General features: G+C 64.1%; 21 protein-coding genes and 2 pseudogenes. 5 read left to right on the top strand and 18 right to left on the bottom strand.

The window, feature by feature from the left end; all coding sequences use genetic code 11:
* Positions 1-45 precede the first annotated feature (45 nt).
* A pseudogene (locus StrepF001_RS20430) lies at positions 46-264 on the top strand (transposase family protein); the annotation flags it as partial.
* A gap of 37 nt (positions 265-301) precedes the next feature.
* On the opposite strand, the gene StrepF001_RS20425 reads toward StrepF001_RS20430, so the two are convergent.
* The 7 genes from StrepF001_RS20425 to StrepF001_RS20385 form a co-directional block, all read right to left on the bottom strand.
* The gene (locus StrepF001_RS20425) at positions 302-712 is read right to left on the bottom strand and encodes a cupin domain-containing protein (protein ID WP_129799689.1); all 411 of its coding nucleotides are present in this window, start codon (positions 710-712) and stop codon (positions 302-304) included.
* Positions 713-1,025: 313 nt separating this feature from the next.
* Positions 1,026-1,664, bottom strand: coding sequence for a DUF5753 domain-containing protein (locus tag StrepF001_RS20420; protein ID WP_240797594.1), 639 nt, complete (start codon positions 1,662-1,664; stop codon positions 1,026-1,028).
* 103 nt (positions 1,665-1,767) lie between these two features.
* The gene (locus tag StrepF001_RS20415; RefSeq protein ID WP_129799688.1) at positions 1,768-2,235 is read right to left on the bottom strand and encodes a hypothetical protein; all 468 of its coding nucleotides are present in this window, start codon (positions 2,233-2,235) and stop codon (positions 1,768-1,770) included.
* Positions 2,236-2,324: 89 nt separating this feature from the next.
* Positions 2,325-2,549: a DUF397 domain-containing protein gene (locus StrepF001_RS20410; protein ID WP_129799687.1), complete on the bottom strand. Its 225-nt coding sequence runs from the start codon at positions 2,547-2,549 to the stop codon at positions 2,325-2,327.
* 560 nt (positions 2,550-3,109) lie between these two features.
* The gene (locus StrepF001_RS20395; protein WP_129799684.1) at positions 3,110-3,940 is read right to left on the bottom strand and encodes a helix-turn-helix transcriptional regulator; all 831 of its coding nucleotides are present in this window, start codon (positions 3,938-3,940) and stop codon (positions 3,110-3,112) included.
* On the bottom strand, positions 3,930-4,448 hold the full coding sequence (locus StrepF001_RS20390; protein ID WP_129799683.1) for a DUF6879 family protein: 519 nt from the start codon (positions 4,446-4,448) through the stop codon (positions 3,930-3,932). Before StrepF001_RS20390 ends, StrepF001_RS20395 begins: the two co-directional genes overlap by 11 nt.
* Entirely contained in the window at positions 4,432-4,638 is a 207-nt protein-coding gene (locus StrepF001_RS20385) for a hypothetical protein (protein ID WP_129799682.1), read from the bottom strand. The genes StrepF001_RS20390 and StrepF001_RS20385 overlap by 17 nt, the downstream gene beginning before the upstream one ends.
* Before the next feature lie 345 nt (positions 4,639-4,983).
* Here StrepF001_RS20385 and StrepF001_RS20380 point away from each other — a divergent pair, with 345 nt between their 5' ends.
* Positions 4,984-5,667 carry a hypothetical protein gene (locus StrepF001_RS20380; protein ID WP_129799681.1) on the top strand — a complete coding sequence of 228 codons (684 nt, stop codon included), beginning with the start codon at positions 4,984-4,986 and terminating at the stop codon, positions 5,665-5,667.
* Positions 5,668-5,785: 118 nt separating this feature from the next.
* Here StrepF001_RS20380 and StrepF001_RS20375 read toward each other — a convergent pair whose 3' ends face one another.
* The 5 genes and pseudogenes from StrepF001_RS20375 to StrepF001_RS20355 form a co-directional block, all read right to left on the bottom strand.
* Positions 5,786-6,082 (bottom strand): DUF6247 family protein, encoded by a 297-nt coding sequence (locus StrepF001_RS20375; RefSeq protein ID WP_165396315.1) that lies wholly within the window; start codon positions 6,080-6,082, stop codon positions 5,786-5,788.
* A 69-nt stretch (positions 6,083-6,151) separates the two neighbouring features.
* The gene (locus StrepF001_RS20370) at positions 6,152-6,367 is read right to left on the bottom strand and encodes a DUF397 domain-containing protein (protein ID WP_129799680.1); all 216 of its coding nucleotides are present in this window, start codon (positions 6,365-6,367) and stop codon (positions 6,152-6,154) included.
* A pseudogene (locus StrepF001_RS48090) lies at positions 6,364-6,495 on the bottom strand (Scr1 family TA system antitoxin-like transcriptional regulator); the annotation flags it as partial. The gene StrepF001_RS20370 and the pseudogene StrepF001_RS48090, both read right to left, overlap by 4 nt.
* Positions 6,496-6,702, bottom strand: coding sequence for a DUF397 domain-containing protein (locus tag StrepF001_RS20360; RefSeq protein ID WP_129799679.1), 207 nt, complete (start codon positions 6,700-6,702; stop codon positions 6,496-6,498).
* Complete coding sequence (locus StrepF001_RS20355; RefSeq protein WP_129799678.1) at positions 6,703-7,548, bottom strand: helix-turn-helix transcriptional regulator; 846 nt, start codon at positions 7,546-7,548, stop codon at positions 6,703-6,705. It lies immediately after the preceding gene.
* 218 nt (positions 7,549-7,766) lie between these two features.
* Here StrepF001_RS20355 and StrepF001_RS20350 point away from each other — a divergent pair, with 218 nt between their 5' ends.
* On the top strand, positions 7,767-8,387 hold the full coding sequence (locus tag StrepF001_RS20350) for an ATP-binding protein (protein ID WP_129799677.1): 621 nt from the start codon (positions 7,767-7,769) through the stop codon (positions 8,385-8,387).
* 11 nt (positions 8,388-8,398) lie between these two features.
* On the opposite strand, the gene StrepF001_RS20345 is transcribed toward StrepF001_RS20350, so the two are convergent.
* Complete coding sequence (locus tag StrepF001_RS20345; protein ID WP_129799676.1) at positions 8,399-9,118, bottom strand: HNH endonuclease; 720 nt, start codon at positions 9,116-9,118, stop codon at positions 8,399-8,401.
* A 175-nt stretch (positions 9,119-9,293) separates the two neighbouring features.
* Between StrepF001_RS20345 and dcm the strand changes: the two genes are divergently transcribed.
* Positions 9,294-10,424, top strand: coding sequence for a DNA (cytosine-5-)-methyltransferase (gene dcm / locus StrepF001_RS20340; RefSeq protein ID WP_129799675.1), 1,131 nt, complete (start codon positions 9,294-9,296; stop codon positions 10,422-10,424).
* A gap of 54 nt (positions 10,425-10,478) precedes the next feature.
* Here the strand turns inward: dcm and StrepF001_RS20335 are convergent, their stop codons facing one another.
* The 3 genes from StrepF001_RS20335 to StrepF001_RS20325 form a co-directional block, all read right to left on the bottom strand.
* The gene (locus StrepF001_RS20335; RefSeq protein ID WP_129799674.1) at positions 10,479-12,308 is read right to left on the bottom strand and encodes a DEAD/DEAH box helicase; all 1,830 of its coding nucleotides are present in this window, start codon (positions 12,306-12,308) and stop codon (positions 10,479-10,481) included.
* Positions 12,305-13,720, bottom strand: a complete 1,416-nt coding sequence (locus tag StrepF001_RS20330; protein ID WP_129799673.1) for a ParB/RepB/Spo0J family partition protein — start codon at positions 13,718-13,720, stop codon at positions 12,305-12,307. Before StrepF001_RS20330 ends, StrepF001_RS20335 begins: the two co-directional genes overlap by 4 nt.
* A 72-nt stretch (positions 13,721-13,792) precedes the next feature.
* A complete protein-coding gene (locus StrepF001_RS20325; RefSeq protein WP_165396314.1) occupies positions 13,793-14,470 on the bottom strand; it encodes a hypothetical protein in 678 nt (225 codons plus the stop codon).
* A gap of 226 nt (positions 14,471-14,696) precedes the next feature.
* Between StrepF001_RS20325 and StrepF001_RS20320 the strand changes: the two genes are divergently transcribed.
* Positions 14,697-15,386 (top strand): hypothetical protein, encoded by a 690-nt coding sequence (locus StrepF001_RS20320; protein WP_129799672.1) that lies wholly within the window; start codon positions 14,697-14,699, stop codon positions 15,384-15,386.
* On the opposite strand, the gene StrepF001_RS20315 is transcribed toward StrepF001_RS20320, so the two are convergent.
* Both StrepF001_RS20315 and StrepF001_RS48085 read right to left on the bottom strand, forming a co-directional pair.
* Entirely contained in the window at positions 15,364-15,882 is a 519-nt protein-coding gene (locus tag StrepF001_RS20315) for a very short patch repair endonuclease (protein ID WP_129799671.1), read from the bottom strand. The two genes, StrepF001_RS20320 and StrepF001_RS20315, sit on opposite strands and share 23 nt — an antisense overlap.
* Positions 15,883-15,895: 13 nt before the next feature.
* Positions 15,896-16,654 (bottom strand): NgoMIV family type II restriction endonuclease, encoded by a 759-nt coding sequence (locus StrepF001_RS48085; protein WP_129799670.1) that lies wholly within the window; start codon positions 16,652-16,654, stop codon positions 15,896-15,898.
* Between the last annotated feature and the right edge of the window lies 1 nt (position 16,655).

Below are 16,655 nucleotides of genomic sequence, written 5' to 3'. Positions count from 1 at the left end.
CTATCGCGGGTGCTTGATCGGCAACAGGCTGTAACAGGACGTTGGTGGCGGCGCCTGAACGCGGGCCGTCCAGCCCTGCTCGCCCTCGCCCACCTCCGCAACGGCCACCCGTACGCCCAGCTCGTGGCCGGGTTCGAGATCGGCACCACCACCTACCGCTACATCACCGAGGCCGTCGACGTCCTGGCCGCCCTCGCCCGACCCTCACCGATGCAGCCCGGGGGAGCGTCGACGGAGGCGTTCGTCCTGCTGGACGGGACGCTGCCAGGACGGAAAGAGAGATCCGGAATGCTGGTGGTCATCATGGCTGGGTAACCCGTAGGTGTCGTCGTTCGGCCAGCTCCTCCGCGCTGACCACGGTCAGAACCGGGGCACCCGCCGGCGCGAACATGGTCACCACCAGCTGCGACTGCGCGTCCGGAAGGTTGTTGGCGCCCTGGTAGTGGATCACGTCGCCCCCGGGCTCGAACAGGGCGTCACCGGCCTTGAGCACCCGGGGCGGCTGCCCCTCCAGCTCGAAGAGGATCTCGCCCTGGGTCACGTAGCCGAAGAGCGGCCCGGGGTGCCGGTGCGGCGGCGCGCCGGGGTCACCGGGCGGCAGGGTGACCCGGATGGTCCTGGCCTCGGCGCCGGCCGGGATCCGGGCCGCAGCCTCCGGCAGGATCGTGATCACCTCAATGCCTGGGGGCAGGTGTGCGTGCTCAGCGCTCATGTATTCCTCCAAACAGGGACTGTCCACAGACAGGACAAGACGGCCTCTCCGCTTGTGACAGCCCTACGCGGCGAACCTGCCCAGGCCCGCGCCGGAGATCCGGCCGCCCTCCTGCGTGGTGGCTGGTGTACTCGTGCCGGTGTGGCATCGAAAACGGCGGCGGCAGGCCGGGAGGCGGCGGCCGTGCACGGGCTGATCCCCGGCTGATGGACGAGCTCGCCGGGCTCGCCGCGGCCTCACCCCAGGCAGAAATCCTCAGTAGCTCTGTCGGCGCTGATGAGCACTCCAACGCCCCCGCCCGGTAGCCGAAGAGTCAGTTGCTGCTCCACAAGGCCAAGGCTTTGGTGATCAGTCCTTTGGCCGCGTCTCCGTAGCAGGCGGCGTCGCTGAGCGCGCTGAACGCCTTTTCATGCAGGGCGATTTCGTCTGCATCAGTGATGTCCGCGCTGGTGGAAACGAGTTCGTAGTGGACTCGGCCACCGTCGTACATGTCGAATCCGGGCATGAGATGGACGGCCACTTCGGCTGTGGTGGGGAGGATGCCGAGAGACAGCGAGGGGAGGTCGATGTCACGGAGGAGCCGCTCCATCTGCCCTCGCATCACCACCGGCCCACCGATGTTCGTATACAAGGCCTGCTCGCCGAGAACCACCTCGTAATGGTGCTCACCGTCGTACAGGACCTGCTGGCGCTCCATCCGCTTGGCCACCCCCGCCGCCACATCGTCCGGTACGCCGAGAAAGTCCACGACCTGGCGGAGGATCACGGTGGCGTAGCTCTCGGTCTGGAGCGTGCCCCAGATCATTTCGGGAACGTACGCCTTGCCATGCCGCGTCTGCCGGTACCACCCGATCACCTCTTCCTGGGTGGATTCCGTGCCGGTGGAAAGCCGTTGCTGCCACGGGACCATACTCGTCACGCCGCTTCTCTCTTCGCCTGCCAGGTCGGCCACATGGATGGATCCCCTTCGCGTAAGCACGGCACGCCTTCTCCCCGATGCATTGCTGCCCGCTCTACGACGACTTGGACGCCGTACGGCCTTGTCGCTTCGGCTGCTACTGGACAGGACACGCCAGTTCAGGCCTCGAACGGTTCGGGAGGCACGTCACCACTGCCAGTGACAGAAACGAGGGGCGTTCGAGATAGAAGCCGAGCGACACATCAGCTCCCGAATCCAGCCTCTCAACGGCAGAGTTGACCAGCAGCGCCAGGTGGGCGGTGTTGCGACATCTCTCCGAGGCGAACCGAGGTGCGTACTCCGCCAGCTGCTCCCCGAGCCAGGCTGCCGCCTCCTTCGTCTCATCCCACGTACCACGGACCAGGGACCGCGGCTTGACGAGCCAATACGCGGGCTCCAGCGGCGGCATATCAGAAGTGGGGAACTCCGCCGCCACCTCCCGGTAGCGCTGGATCAGCTCTGGTTTGCTTCCTGCCGGGGGCGGCTCGGGATGCGAGGGCCGCCGCAGAGCTTCATCGTCAAAGCGCTCCTTCGGACCGGTCCACAGAAAGCCGTGATGGTGCACCACTCATTCCATTTCGCCGTCGAAAATCGAAGGAGCAGCCAGCCCCGATCCATGGAGGAGTTGGCCGGGGCCGGCTGCAGAGGAGTGGCTCAGACAGACAGGCCGAACCGTGCCGGGTCGATACCGGCTGCCGTCAGTTCCTCCGTCGTGAACCGCAGGGGCACCGCGTCCGGCTGCTTGCTATCACCCAGGGCCCAGGCGTTGTCGCCGATCCGGGCCAGGGTCACGCAGCCCTCGGTACAAGGGCCTCCACACGCCTTCATGAAGGAAGCCCCGCTGATGTCGAGCCCGTACACATCGGTTCCGTCCAGCATCACTGCACCTTCCTGCTCAACTGCCACGGCCATGACTGACCGCCGCCGCCCGTGGCGGGCGGGAGTCCATAGAGGGGAGAGAGCCGCTTCAGCGGTTGGAGAACCCACCGCGCCCCATGCAGCGTGGGCACTGGCACGGGGGCCATTCCGAGGTGAGGAGGGGCGGGAGGTCATCCGTAGCAAAGACGGCTCGCTCAGATCCCCAAGTCCGCCCAGAATCACGAGAGACGCGCATGGTCATCAAAGGACGGTCGGTAAGGAATCCGGATTCCTGTACCCCGCTCATGACGCGTGCGCCGCCGCTTGGTGCCGACGCAGGTCCACATTTGCGTCGGATGCGGCGCTGTAGTCGCCTCTGGAGCGGGCGTCATCTCGACGTACACAAATACCGAGACACGCGCCGCAACCTGGCGATGCTTTTGGTTCCGCAGGAAATTCTGAAAGTTCGTACTCCTGAGGCTTCTGCGTACCCGCCATCGATCCTCCCCGGCTTCATTGCTCATCCATATTCCACCGGTTAGCGGGTGTAGCCGAGCTTTATTCCCGTTGTCTACTAAAGATCAACGATAGAGGGTGGCCCATTCCTGAAGAAGGGTCCTGGCGGTGTCTCCGAAGTGAGCCTTCTGCTCATACTCACGAAAAACGTCCAGATGTTCGTTAATGTCGCGGGCGTCGCGGAATACTGTTCGTCCGGTGAACGTCTCGACAGTGGCCAGCCTGTCATCATACACCGTGAAAGTATTCATGGGTCCACGATTTATGGCCGTGCCAATAGGTATGAGTCCTATTCGCACGTTGGGCAGATGAGACAAAGAAGCCAGGTGATCGATCTGCACAGCCATGGCGGGTGGTGGGACCACGGCCCACCTCGCAGCCTGCTCCGTAAGCAGGAAAGTGAAGTGTTTCGTGCTGTCGTAGAGCACCGCCTGCCGCGAGAGCTTTCGAGCCACGGTCTTCGAGACGTCTCCCGGTGAATATTCGAGGCTGGCGCGGATGTACTCGGGGGTGGCCAACAAGCCTGTGATCATCGCCGGGAGGAAGTACCGAAGCTCTCTGGACTCGGTCTCCAGGCCGGCCAACTCTGCCTGACGTTTCTCCAGGCCGCGCCGCCATGACGAGCGGATGGGTTGCCACTCGGTGTTTGCCAGCCGCGCCAGAGCCGTGACTTCGGCCACCAATTGCTCAGGGGCCCCGAGCGCCCGCAAGATGAGTTCTACGTCGACCAGGCTCGGCGTGATCTCAGCGGTTTCGATCTTGCTGATCTTGGATTGAGACACATTGCAACGCCCAGCGAGCCGGACCTGGGACAGTCCGGCTCGCTTACGCAGCGTTCTCAGTGTCTCGGCTAGGTCGGCTTTCGATTGCCCTAGCTGCTCAGGGTCAAGCGTCAAGGCCCTTCACATACTCCTCAAAGGGCACCGATTCTGCGAGGGCGATGCGCTGGTACTCCCGGAATGGCTCCGGGTCGCCTTCGTATACTTCCCGGTTGGTCTGAGTCCCGTCCGGCTCGTAGTGCATGAGCACAATCTGAGAACGGTCGAACATCCAGAAGTCCTGAACCCCATCAAGGGGGTTGGGGCGGCTGGTCACATCCAGGATACGGACGGCCTCTCCGGCTTCTACGTTGTGGCGGTAGTGCTCGAACTCGAAGCGGAGGTAGTCCGAGAGGGGCCGAGTGACGATGTGCACTCGCCCAACACTGCGGCCGCTGGCCACATACGCCTTGACCCGATCAAACCAAGGCTGCGTCGCTTCGCGCCTGACCGGCTCACCGGCCAGGAATCGGCGGATCGCCTCTTCCTCCTGCGGCACCCGGTAGACAGGCAGAGTTTCCAGCCGCCACGCCTCCTCTTGCATGGCGTCGAACGTCCTCCGCCAGTCCTCACCAGCCAAGAGCACGGACAGCCTCCCTCAGAACCGACTCCGGGATTTCCACGAGCGCTTCCCCCTTCGGCGGGTCGAAGACGCTCGATACGCCTCCCTGGATCACGAATGACCCTGAGGCCGTTCGGTAGACGTTGGGGCAGTCATCGCCCCCACACTCTCCGTTCCCGTTGCCAGTCAGCCGGGTCAGCTCCTCACGCGCCATCGTTCCCCCTTGGCGTCGGGCAGGGCCGTTCCCTGCCTCGGGGATGACGCTAGGTCGGATACGCAGTGGTCGTCTATGACGCCACGGAGTTATTCCTGTAGTGGGGTAGTTGATCTTCGGCACAGCGACTCCGCCGACCTGGACCGCCGAGCCGGCCACATCCTGCCGGACGGACTGCGCTTGTTGAGGGAGTGGGCAACTTGGCCTATCGGGTGGTCGGCGCTGCGAAGGGGTTTGACGCTCGCCCGAGTAGCGTCGTGATCAGGACCCTCTCTGCCAGCCTTTGGTGAGACGCCCCGCTTTGTCGGGTTGGCCTGAGAGGGCACGACAGGAGAACCACCCCTCATGACCAGCACCAAGCCCGCCGGATCCGATCCGGCTCCCCGGCCGAAGCGCCGTGCTTTCAGCGCCGAGTACAAGCTGCGGATCGTGGCCAAGTACGACGCCGCGCCCAAGAACGAGAAGGGCGCGGTCCTGTGCCGCGGGCGGCTGTACCACTCGCACGTGAAGGAGCGGCGGGCCGCGCGGGATGCCGGGGCCCTGGAGAAGCTGGTCGACCAGCGCACCAGCCCGGCCCGGCCGAAGAAGTCTGCTGCCGAGGCGGAGAACGAGAAACTGCGCCGCCAGGTGGGCCTCTGGAGAAGGAACTGGCGCGGAACAAGGCCGCGTTGGAGGTCATGGAGTCCGCCTGCTCGGAGCAGGCGGTCGAAACCCGTGGTGGCCCTGTGGGGTGGGGATGCCGACCCTGACACTGGTGTCCATGGGCGCGGGACACCGCTGCAACTGGTCTACTCGGCGGCCAAGAGAGGGACCGCGACTGCGGGAGTCGGCCCGGGCTCGCCAGCTGCCGCCGGGATGACGGGCTACTCGGCGGGGGGAGCCGTCGTCCGGGGTCACTGCGACGATCGCGACCGTCGGAGGCGGAGGCGACGGGGTGTACACATACGCCACCGCCAACCCCGGCAGACCGTCCCGGGGCTCGATCCGCGTCTTGCGGACCTCCGTGCCGTCTGTCTGGGTCGGCCCTAGCAGCACCCCGAGTCGCGGCGCCTGCTCCAGCTCCTGTCGCAGTGCTTCAAGGGCCTGCTCCACTCCGAGGCCTTCGCCCGATCGGCTGCCCTGACTGTCACGGCCGCGATTACGCCGGTCACCGGTCCTGGCTCTCCCGCTTCATCCGGGCTGTGAGGTCGATGCCTTCCTGCACTGCAATGTCGAAGTCAGGTTCCTGGTAGAGACGGATTCTGCCCCGGTAATCGACGATCACCGCGGCCACCGCGTTCAGGTTCGTCTCCGTCGACGTTTCCAGCGCATGCTGAAGATCTGCTTCGAAGGACTCCCGGTCGTCGGGGAAGCCGTGCCCGGACCGCAGAGCCGCTCGAATGTCGCCGATGGTCCTCAATGGCAACGGCGCAGGAACGGGCGTTTGCGCGTGCTGTGCGCTCACGATCTGCTCCTTGATCCTCTGTCCTACGGCCAGTGTCCTACAGATCTTGCAGCCGGAATGGACCTTCCCTCAGAGGGCCGGATGTCCCTGGGCCAAGGCCGCCACGAAGGAACGCCAAGCCCTGCTTCCCACGGTCACCTCGGGCCCTCCCGACAGCTTGGAATCGCGCAGGACAGCGCCGTGCTCCATCAGCCCGCACTCGACACACTCCCCGCCGGCACCGTTGCTGTAGGACGACGTGAACCACGTCGGACGGCTGGAACTACTGGGCTCTGCAATGCTCACCTTGTGTATTCCTTCAAGACCGTTTCGATCAGCTGTGCCGAACGCTGAGGGCTCAGGGCCGCCGCCCGGAGGCCGTCGAACGCTCGGGTGTACTCACGAACATGATGCTCGCCCTCCAAGTAGACAGCTCAGCGCTGCATCTGCCGCGCCTCTGCTACGAAGCGGGTCCACGCGGCTGCTGAGACCGCGATGGGCTGGCCGCTTCTGTGTTTGGAGTCTCGTATCAGCACTCCCGAGTGCACGAATGCAGTCTCGACGCACTCGGTGGCGTTGCCACCGCTGTACGACGACTTGAACCACGCCGGTTCGTAGATGGGCGGAGGGGCGACGGACATTCACAGCTCCTTGCGGGCGTGATGGATCAGAGCGGAGGAGGCCTCCATGTCCAACGCTTGTGCGCGGAGGTACTCGAACGCAAGTCTGTAGCGGTCCAGTTCCTCGTCCTTCTCCAGGAAGAGGGAGCCGGTGTGGAAGTCGACGTACACGACGTCGAGGGCCGGTTCGATGCCGCCGATGATGACGAAGCTGCCAAGGGCAGCGGCGTGAGCCCCCTTTGAGAAGGGCAACACCTGAAGCGTTATGTGAGGAGACTCGTTCGATTCGAGTAGCCGGTCGAGCTGCTCTCTCATCGTCTGCGGTGACCCGACCACACGGCGGATCACGGACTCGTCGAGGATCGCCCACAGGTGCAGCGGCTTCGGACGGGCGAGGATCTCCTGCCGCTTCATGCGGATGTCGACCAGCCGCTCGATCTCCGCTGGTTCGAGGGGTACTTCGTTGGCCTTTTGCAGCGCGGTGCTGTACGCCCGAGTCTGCAGAAGGCCAGGGACGTAGACGCAGGAGAAGTGACTCTCGCGTACGGCTTCGTCCTCAAGCGTGAGCAGCAGGTTCATGCCCTCGGGGATGGAGTCGGCGAAGGAGCTCCACCATCCCTGCTGTTTGGCGTCTTTCGCGAGCCCGACAACGGCCTTGCGCTCCGCCTCAGTTGCCCCGTACTCACGGCACAACGCGTCGATGACGATCCACTTGACCGGCCCTGACTGTGTTTCATACCGGCTGATCGTTGCCTTCGATACCCCGACTAGCCTCCCCGCCTCCTCAAGGGTCAGCGCCTTACGGGCGCGCAACTTGCGCATCATCACGCCCAGTTGACGGCGGCGTGTTGTGGTCCGTTCGGACATGCGGCTCCTTCGCCATGGGGCGGGCGACGGCCCGGAGATCCCCGCCAGGCTAGGCAGCGGTGAAGCGTGATGACCACCAGATTCACTCGATGGATTCTCGTGAGAAGTTACATGGAGAGATTTCTCTGTGCCATCCTCGGACCAGCGACAGCTACGCAGCGCATCCGTACGGATACGGAAGGCGCAGTGCGCGCGTGGCCTGGGAGGGAGGAGTGGCCATGCCCGGCTATGAAGTCAGCGGACCACGGCTCCGCTGTGTTCTGCCTTTCGAGGCGGCGCCGGCGGAGGTGCGCCTGTTACGCAGAGCCGCGGTCAAGCAACTGAGCCGCTGGGGCACACCTGTCTCGGTCGACGAGGCGGAGTTGCTCGTTACGGAGTTGGCCACCAACGTCGTGAAGCACGTCGGTGAGGGTGCATCCGCGACCTTGATCCTCGAATGGAGGGGGGAGCGGCTGCGGCTTGAAGTCCATGACCAGAGTCCCGTGAGCCCGTCGGTCAGGACGGTGGACTGCGACCAGGAGTGCGGCCGTGGCCTGCACCTGCTCACCGCGCTGGCCGTGGACTGGGGAACGGTGCTTACGGCGGTCGGCAAGGCGGTCTGGTGCGAGATCGCACTCAGCGCCCAGCGTGGATGTCGGCGTATTGAGCGAGCGGCGGAAGCCCTTGAGAACTACCAGGGGACTCGCCGCTGGCCTGGCCCTCGGGAGGCCGGCCTCGAAGAGTCCGCGATCGAGCTGATCGCGGACCTGCTGCACTGGACCGCTGCCCGCGGCCATGATCCGGACGACTTCCTAGACAGAGCTCAGATGCATTACGAAGCCGAAGCGGACGCGGCCTAGTGGGGCGCCGTTTAAACGGACTTCCGCATCTGCCTCCGGAGGGCGGCGGGGGTGCGCCAGGATTCTCCGCGGAAGGTCCTGTGGCACATGCGGTGGCAGTTCGCGCACAGGAGAGCAAGATCCGCGATCCGGGTCTCTGTCACCCCCGATATGTGGAGAGGCAGCCTGTGGTGCACCTCGATGTAGCCGTCTCCCAGCTCACCGTAGGCAGTGGTGAAGTCGAACGAGCACACCTCGCACTGCAGCGGGATGCCCTCTTCCAGTACCGCCTGGATCTTCCGGTCGCGCAGAGGTTTGTCCCGCTCGCGGTAGAGGGCCCAGCGTCTGAGGAGCTGCCCCTCGCGTCCCAAGGCTCCCTCGCCTTCTTGGGCGGGTACACGGACAAGCTCGCTGGATGCCACGCCCGCGTACAGAGCCTGGGCGGCGGAGAGCATCTCGTCGGTGCGCTTTGTGAAGTCGGCCACCACCTCACGGGTCAGCTGCCCGCCCTTCGTAGTGACCCCGTGATAGCCGAGACGGGCTGTCACGATGTCACCCGTCTTGCGGCTGACGCTGCCAGGAGAGCGGAACTTCGGATCTGCAGCCGCGCCATCGTGCAGAGGGAGCTTCCTGAGGATCTTGGACAGGTTCTGCACCCGCTTGTCGGCAGGCCGCAGCTCACGCCAGCCGTTCTCGACAACGAGCGCACAGGCCAGCAACAGCTCGTCACGCGTCCAGTTGATTCTCGCCACAACGGTATCGTACGAGCATTCGAAAAATGCTGTGCTGTTCGTGACCAAGGTAGGGCAGGGGATGCCGCACACTGGTGGATGCCGCCGTGTCGAGTCGCAATGTCAGTGGGTCATGTCACCCTCTGTGATGGCTGCCGTATGAGGCGTCAGTGGAATTCGTGCAAGAGGAGGGGTCATGACCGGGACTGACCGGGGCTACACGTCGATCGAGATCTGCGCCGGCGCGGGTGGACAGGCGATCGGACTGCACTTGGCCGGTTTCAGGCATCTTGCCCTCGTTGAGATCGACAAGTACGCGGCGGCGACACTGCGTAAGAACATCGAGGCGTTCCCGAAGTGGGACTGGGAACGCGACAACTGCGACGTTCTCTGCAAAGACGTGGTGGACTTTGATCCCGAGCGTGACCTGGTGAAGAGCGCCCGCCTCTATCGCAGAGGTGAGGTTGACCTGCTCGCCGGTGGTGTGCCGTGCCCACCGTTCTCCCACGCTGGCAAGCAGCTCGGTGAGGACGATGATCGTGATCTCTTCCCGCGCATCCTGGAGCTGGCCGAGCTTATCCGTCCACGAGCCGTGATGATCGAGAACGTCCGCGGCCTCATGGACGCCAAGTTCGACGACTACAGGTCACGAATCCAGGCCGCGCTTGAGGAGATGGAACCATCCGACGATGGGCTGCCCGGCTATGAGGTTGTGGCGTGGGAGGTTTACGAAGCGGAGAAGTTCGGCGTACCACAGCTTCGGCCCCGCTCCATCCTCGTTGCCTTCCGCAAGGACGTCCTCAAGGATCTGAAGTACGAAGCTCCCGCACCCAGTGCCGAGAGGGTCACGGTCTTCAAGGCACTTGAGGACACGATGCTCGAGCGCATCCAGCCGTTTGCGGATGGGCCGCGGGCCGCCCAGGCATGGCAGGTTTTCAACGACTGGAAGAAGGTGGCTGACAAGGATGTGGCTCCCACACTTGTGGGCGGCTCCAAGAAGCACGGAGGTGCTGACCTTGGTCCGAGCCGCGCCAAGAAAGCGTGGCGAGCGTTGGGCGTCTCGGGCATGGGCGTGGCCAACGCGCCCGTGAATGGACAGCCGACTGGCACCGAGGACAGGGATCTGTTCGGTGCCGACGGTCCGATGCTCACGGTCCGGCAAGCCGCGATCATTCAGGGGTTCCCGACGGACTGGGACTTCAGCGGAGGCAAGACGGCTCAGTACCGGCAGGTCGGTAACGCGTTTCCGCCCCCCGTCGCGCAGGCAATCGGTGAATCGATCATCGAGGTGCTCAAGGCTGACCGCAGGCGTGGTAACAGCCGGTGAGTGAGGGCGGCTGGGCAGCACCGCACAGGAGAGGTACTGCTGCTCAGCCACCCGTCACGGGAGTCGACTGTCCAGATGCGCGAGGAGGGCATGGATGTCATCGGCGTCCATGCCTAGTCCTGTGGTCTCCTCCTCTTGGAGATCGCCGAGTTGGCGCACCGCGGGGTCGTCGAGCACGCTGCCCAGGAAGTTCAGCTTCTCTTCAAGGCGCAGGGCGACGATTTCATCGATCGTGCCTCGGGCCGTCAGGACAGTCACGCGTGTCTCGGTGTCTGGAGGCAGTCCCAGCCGGTGAATGCGGTCAAGGCTCTGAAGGAAGCGCCCGGCCATGAAGTCGCGGTCCACGTACACCGCGTCGTGACAGACCTGGTGAAGGCTGATGCCTTCACCAAGAGTCGCGGGATTGGAGATCAGGGCCATACACAACGGGTCTTCGCGAAAGCGGCTGAGCTCAGCTTCCCTATCCGGGGACGGGGTGGCGCCGTAAACGGAAGCAGGGGCGTGCGGTGCCAGTAGCTGTTCCAGGGTCTTCTGGCTTCGGATGAACCCCGTCCATACGAGTGTCTTGCGGCCGACCTGCGCGTTCCTGGCGACGATCCGCGCGGTTTCCGCATACTTGGGCGGGAGCTCATGCTGAGGGAGCCGCTGGAGCAGCGTGTGCAGTGAGTCGCCGGCGGAGGCGTCAACTGCCGGCAGCTGAAAGACAAGCGGATCGTAGACGTTGTCGCCCGGGGCCAGCAGGGCGGGACTGATCGCAGCCATCAGCATGCGCATCGCGGCCTTCCCGAGAGAGGTCAGATCGCCCTGGCGTGCGGACGGGGATCCCTTGAGCGCGTTGTACAACTCGCGGTGCAGTGGGGGAAGTTCGACATAGCGCACAAGAGGCTCAAACGGAGGGAGACCCAGCTCCTTCTTCGTCGTGCGGGTGAACAGCGGACGCAGTACCTGGCTCGCATAGGCCAGATCGCCACCGCTGACAGCTTTGACAACGAGCTGCTTGCCGCGTCCTGGCCAGACGAACGAAAGCAGGTTTTCCAGATCTCGGGCACCGTTGGGGGCTGGCGTCCCGGTGAGGATGAGGCGTCGTTGGGCTAGCGGCCCTAGCGAAAGACAAGCAGATCCGTAGGTGCCGCGGGCTCCGAGCTTCATACGGTGCGCCTCGTCCAGCACGAGCATCGCTGGGACCGTGCGCAGCCATTCGGACAGACGGCTCACGGAGCCGGACAGCCGCTCGTAGTTGACCAGGACTACATCAGCTTCTGCTTCAAGGGATCCGTTGTCCATGACGGAAGTCAGCAGGGGTTCCTTGAAGCAGGTATCCCCTTCGAAAGTCCAGGCCTCATACGCTGATTTGGGGCAGATGACGAGCAGCCGCCGGACCTCGCCTCGCTCACGCAGAGCACTGAACACAGCCAGTGCCGTGCGGGTCTTTCCGGCTCCGGGAACGCTGAAGTTCGCACCGTGGCCCAGGGACAACAACTCACCGATATCCCTGAGTTGGAATGAGGTGAGGTCTGCCTTCCAGCCTGCGCCGAGCAATGCAGGGATGTCCTCTGGCGCAAGCCGTGCCCGCTGGGCTTCGCCAGGCGGGGAGCTGAGCCGGGCCTGGACGGTCTCAGCGTCGTCCAGAACGTCGGTGACCAGGTTGGCCAGCTCAGGTTCCCATTCGACGTCAGCGTGGGGCCAGTCCGCCAGTTCACCGATGGAGGACAGAAAACTGTCCAGGTCGGCATCGGACGCGAGCGGACCACGCTGGCCACCCGGAGTGAGCCGGGTGGCCAGCATGCCGAAGTCCGCTTCGAGGCCTGGCCGGGCACGGAGTACTGCGCGTGTCCGTGTGACGTCGAAGGTGATGCGGAGAGACGGAAGGTCAGAGTGCGTCATCGTTCGCTTCCCACGGCCTCACGCAGCCACGACAGGCCCTCACCCGGGAGCTGGATACTCTTTGAGGCCTCGGCTGACACCTTGGCCAGCGCCTGCCTGAGCGCGATCAGGGTGTCATCAAAGGCGCCTTCATCCAGGCTGTTGTTGCCCCGCGCCAGCACCAGGTCTGTGACGCACTGCTGGAGATCGTCAACCGCGGCGATGATGCGGTCGGGAGCTGCGAGCCGCTTCTTCTGCTCGCGGTTCGCCTTATGAGCGGCTCTGATCGACTCGTCGAACGCACCCTCCAGTACAGACACGGAGCGGTTGGCCTCAGTCATCTCCTCGGGGGTCGCAACGGTCCCGGACTTCTGTGTGGCCTTCGCCCTGAGAAGGATGTCAGTGAGGGCACGCGCCTTGGCCGTTTCGGAACTCGGTGCCGGCACGGAGCGGTTGAGACCGGGGATGGAGACCGCCTTTGGCTGCTCTGGTGCCATGGCACGGAGCGCTTCAGGCAGTCGATGCTCCAGGTACTTCTCCCGGAAGTCGGTTCGGATGGCGCGGATGTCGGTCTTGGCGACGTCGAGAACAATGGCAGCCAGCCGGTACTCAAGAAGAGCGTCAGCCTTTTCTTTACTCTTAGCTTTCTCCTTGACGTAGGTCCGGTACAGCTCGGCGAACCTTTCCTTAGCGTCCTCGAAGTCCATGAGGCGCAGCTTGACCCGGCCGTTCTCGCTGCGCTTGACCAAGTCACGCAGTTGTCCAAGAACCCATGTGTCTCGCTCCAGCGCCGGCGTTGAAGTGTGAAACAGCTTTGCGATAGCGGCGAGGGGCAGACCCAGTCTGATCTGCTCCTCAATGGCCATCAGCTTGTTGACGTAGGAGTACTCGCGTCGTCGGTCCGGCCTGAGCTGCAACGACAGTTCGACTGAGCGGATATCGTCCCAGGTGCAGCTGGCCGGTAGCACGCCCACGCGGATGGACTGGACACCCAGCTCTTTGAGAGCGGCCCGGCGGGTGTTGCCGTTGACGAGAACGCCTTCACGGGAGATGAGCCCCGGCTCGTTCTGGCGGTGTTCGCGAAGGCTCTCCTTCAGCTTGTCGAAGTCCGGGTCGCGCTGGTGCGGGTCAGAGGGCATTGCTGTCAGCAGGTGATGCAGATAGCTCTGGCCGGCGTCGGACCAGTGGTCCTTCTCCAGTTCCTGTTCCTGCAACGGGTCGTGGGCGCGCTGCGCACTGACCCTGTGCGTTGTGGGGTTGTAGTAGAGCCGGTCCACTGGCATGTCGATGACTTCGACGTGTATAGGGCGGCCCCGGAACTCCACGCGGAGTGTTTCAGGCACTGCGTCACCTGCGCGGGCGTCTTGAAGTCGCTGCTCGACCAGGGCGCGGTTCTCATCCGCGATCGGGGGGACGCCGAAATCCGTCGGCATTGGTACCTCTCGTAGCTGGAGTGAGCTGTGGGGGACTAATCGTGTCGAGCTCCGGCAAGGGCCCGCAGGCGCTTAGTTCAGGCCGTCACGAAAGGCTTCGCGTGCCTCAGCCGGCAGTGCGCGGTACTTCGCCCAGATGTTCTCGACGGAGCTGAACGTCCGGGCGCCCTGCTTGATCCAAGACTTCAGGATGTCGAGTTCGAGTGAGGGCAGCGAGGCGGCTTCGGAGAGCAAGGCCGACACGTCGTACGTGGAACCGATGCCGCCGACACGGCAGCGGTTGCACTCGACGACGTACTGAAGGGCCTTCGTGCCGTCCGGCAGCAGGACTTCGCGTTTGGTAACGTCGAGTTGAGCCGTGAGTTCGGAGTCGGCGTACGCATCTCCCGGAGTAGCGCCGCACGAACTGCACTTGTGGTTGTAGCTGGCGAGCAGCTCCCGGCGCTGGGTCACCGTGATTGAGTTCTTGGGCTTAGTGCCGCGGCCCGGTTCCCAGACGGGTGCGCCGCGCTGTACAAAGCGCTGCTCGTTGGTGCCGAGGTCGATGTCCTCGCGGTTGGTATCGATCTTCCACCCGAAATCGCGGAGATCGCGCATACGGCGGTCGATCTGGGCCACATCCGGAAAGGCCGCACGCAGGTCAGCCTTGGTGAAGATGTTCCCTTCACCGACCACCTGGACGAGCCAGAGTGCGGCGCGTTTCATCGTGCCCAGTTTGCTGTCCTGCCATGAAGGCAAGGCCGTGCTCATCCGCCACCTCGCAGAGCATGAGTGGGCCAGCCTGACTGTGTGTCAGGACGATTGATCCCGACAGTGGCCCGTTGGGCACAACGGAACTCCAAGTCCGTCTGAATTGGAAGTGATTGAGTGTCCAGATGCGTATCCGGACATGCGTGGGGCGCCAGTTGGCGATGAGTAGCGGCACACTGTTGTCGAATGCTGCTGTTTCTGTGCCGTGAGAACTCAAGGAGCTGGCGTGCCACGACCTGGCCACTTCAGGGAACTGGAGGAAGGAATTCCGGATGAGAGAAAGGCTCTGGCTAGGGCCTTGCGTGGTCTTGTGCCGGTGATCGGGCTGTCGCTGAGACAGACGCATGCGGCACTGGCCAGCCGTAACCGCGGCTGCGACACCTCAGCGAGCGCGCTCTCCGACCTGCTCAACGCACGCATACGCAAGCCCAAGCGAGATGTGGTCCGTGCGCTCTACGACCTAGCAGAGTCCACCGCGCGGAAGAATCGCGCCCGCATGCCGGTCACCTGGGAAGAGCTCGAGGATCTCCGGCTGAAGGTATGTGAACCGCCGGCGCTTCTCTGCGCGAACTGCCAGGCATCTGTGTTGCCGGTCCCCTCACAGCAGGGGGACCGGCAACACAGCCAAGGGCGGTGGCCCCCGGCGGTGAACCTGTTGGCCCTGAAGCGGACCAGAAGGGCCGAGGATGTTGCCGGCATTCTGAGGCATGTCGGCCTGGCGGGCGGCCCGGCAGAAGTGGCGAACGCGGTGGCCGCGTGCAGGGCGGGTGGACTGCGTCCTGAAGCAGACATGATCCTGGGGTATGCGCAGGCAGGGCGTGATGGGCGTCAACTCGCCGAGATTGCCTATGAGTTTATGAGGATTGGAGATAACGCCACGGCCCGGAGGGTGCTCAAGATGTCCCTCGCTCAGTAGGTGTGTCCGGCCTGCTGCCTGGCGCGGCTGGGCGCCTGGATGTCACCGCTCGGCAGATAGCATCACTGCACTCCTCCGCTGACTGGTGTTCCCAGAACCGCAAGACGAGCCAGCCAGCCGCCTGCAGACGTTCGTCTGTATCGCGGTCGCGGGCGATATTCCGGGCTACTTTGTCGGACCAATAGCCGGGGTTGGTCTTCGGGGGAACGTAATGTTCAGGGCAGCCGTGCCAGTAGCACCCGTCGATGAAGACGGCTACTTTTGCGGGGCGGAAGATCATGTCGGCGGTACGGCGAAGGTCCGAGAGCGGGCGGGCCGCCACTCGGTATCGCAGCCCTTGGGCATGCACCAGCCGGCGGATGAGGCGCTCCGGGGTGGTGTCACGGCTTCGGATTGCCTGCATGTTGCGGCGGCGTGCGGCGGAGGAGGCCCAGGAGCCCTCGGGGGGCGTCCATGCGGCCTGCGGCTGATCTGGTTGGGATGCGGGAGTAGTCATTTGCGGTGAGTGGTTACCAGCCGGACAGAGTTGGCAGCAGCATTCCGTACGGGAGGAGACGGCCCTGTTCGATGATCTCGCTGAGATCGTCCCTTTGCTTGCTGTTGCCGACGTCGGCCACTGCGGTCTTCAGGGCGTCGAAGGCGACATGGTAAATGGCATCGGCTTCTCCCGTCCCACGGGCGATTGAGGCAATCCGGCTAGGCATGGGCTCTGCAGTCACCACCACCAGATGAGGGAGTCGGCCGCGCCGATGCCTGATCATCTGGAGGAACTCGTGACGTACGTTCTGTACACGATCTGACCTGATTGTCCATTTACAGGATACCGCCGCATGCAGATGAGGACGGGCGGCGGTCTCTGCCGGGGGGCGCGTGATGCCTATCGTGACGTCTGGCTTGATGAGGTAATCGCGGCCCAGATCAACACGGAGGGTAGCGTTCTCGCGCACCGCTTTGGCCACTCTGTCCAAGTGCTCATACTGAGCGAAGTCAGCCACGGTCTTCTTGTGGTCAACATGCCAGACACATCCCGGAGCCTCGGCAGGCAGCGCGGTTTTCAGATGATCGCAGACCGCGTGTTCCAATGCGGGGCCAAGACTGTCCGGCGCGTCGGGAAGCACGACATCGGGTTCTACTCCGAGTGCCTCAAGAACGTGCTTCGCGATCAGCTTTGACGTGTCGCTGTCGGAGTCCGCGTTGTTGGGGACGAGCTTGCTGGTTTTCTCCAGCTTCTTCCATCCGAGCAGGTTGGTTGCGAACGGCGCGTTCATG

The sequence above is a fragment of the Streptomyces sp. F001 genome (assembly GCF_004187715.1).
Classification (GTDB): domain Bacteria; phylum Actinomycetota; class Actinomycetes; order Streptomycetales; family Streptomycetaceae; genus Streptomyces; species Streptomyces flavusporus.
The sequence above is the reverse complement of the archived record's forward strand: the minus strand, read 5'-3'. Positions and strand labels throughout refer to the sequence as shown.

Excerpts from the sequence above, each read along its gene's own strand:
- StrepF001_RS20425 (WP_129799689.1), bottom strand. The coding sequence starts at position 712 with ATGAGCGCTGAGCACGCACACCTGCCCCCAGGCATTGAGGTGATCACG.
- StrepF001_RS20410 (WP_129799687.1), bottom strand. The coding sequence starts at position 2,549 with ATGCTGGACGGAACCGATGTGTACGGGCTCGACATCAGCGGGGCTTCC.
- StrepF001_RS20385 (WP_129799682.1), bottom strand. The coding sequence starts at position 4,638 with ATGGCGCGTGAGGAGCTGACCCGGCTGACTGGCAACGGGAACGGAGAG.
- StrepF001_RS20380 (WP_129799681.1), top strand. The coding sequence starts at position 4,984 with ATGACCAGCACCAAGCCCGCCGGATCCGATCCGGCTCCCCGGCCGAAG.
- StrepF001_RS20360 (WP_129799679.1), bottom strand. The coding sequence starts at position 6,702 with ATGTCCGTCGCCCCTCCGCCCATCTACGAACCGGCGTGGTTCAAGTCG.
- StrepF001_RS20355 (WP_129799678.1), bottom strand. The coding sequence starts at position 7,548 with ATGTCCGAACGGACCACAACACGCCGCCGTCAACTGGGCGTGATGATG.
- StrepF001_RS20350 (WP_129799677.1), top strand. The coding sequence starts at position 7,767 with ATGCCCGGCTATGAAGTCAGCGGACCACGGCTCCGCTGTGTTCTGCCT.
- dcm (WP_129799675.1), top strand. The coding sequence starts at position 9,294 with ATGACCGGGACTGACCGGGGCTACACGTCGATCGAGATCTGCGCCGGC.
- StrepF001_RS20335 (WP_129799674.1), bottom strand. The coding sequence starts at position 12,308 with ATGACGCACTCTGACCTTCCGTCTCTCCGCATCACCTTCGACGTCACA.
- StrepF001_RS20330 (WP_129799673.1), bottom strand. The coding sequence starts at position 13,720 with ATGCCGACGGATTTCGGCGTCCCCCCGATCGCGGATGAGAACCGCGCC.
- StrepF001_RS20325 (WP_165396314.1), bottom strand. The coding sequence starts at position 14,470 with ATGAGCACGGCCTTGCCTTCATGGCAGGACAGCAAACTGGGCACGATG.
- StrepF001_RS20315 (WP_129799671.1), bottom strand. The coding sequence starts at position 15,882 with ATGACTACTCCCGCATCCCAACCAGATCAGCCGCAGGCCGCATGGACG.
- StrepF001_RS48085 (WP_129799670.1), bottom strand. The coding sequence starts at position 16,654 with ATGAACGCGCCGTTCGCAACCAACCTGCTCGGATGGAAGAAGCTGGAG.